The following is a 292-nucleotide window of genomic DNA, read 5'->3' as shown; positions in this document are numbered from 1 at the left end:
GACCAATAGCGTGCTCGCTTCCTACACGACGACAGATGTTTCCGACACGCGCATCTACAGTATCCGCGGCGGTGTGCAGCGCACGCGCACGTCGCAATTCATCGACTACAACTACGCGCTTCTGTTCTACCAGGATCGCCTCGATCAGAACGTCGGCCCGCCGACCACGAGCCGCGCGCTGGTGCCGACCTGGTCGTGGACCCGGCGCAATACCGACGACCCGCTGTTTCCGCGCAAAGGCAATCTGATCCACGTCGAGGCCGGTTTCGCGGTGAAGGGCGTGCTGACCGAC

Annotated in this window: 1 pseudogene; it reads left to right on the top strand. The window is 63.0% G+C overall.

What is annotated here, in order from left to right:
• A pseudogene (locus SB822_RS56285) lies at positions 1–292 on the top strand (outer membrane protein assembly factor); the annotation flags it as partial.

Origin of the sequence: Paraburkholderia sp. SIMBA_054, from assembly GCF_046534875.1 — a bacterium.
In the GTDB taxonomy this organism is placed as follows: Bacteria; Pseudomonadota; Gammaproteobacteria; order Burkholderiales; family Burkholderiaceae; genus Paraburkholderia; species Paraburkholderia hospita.
This window is presented reverse-complemented; position numbering and strand designations above follow the sequence as displayed.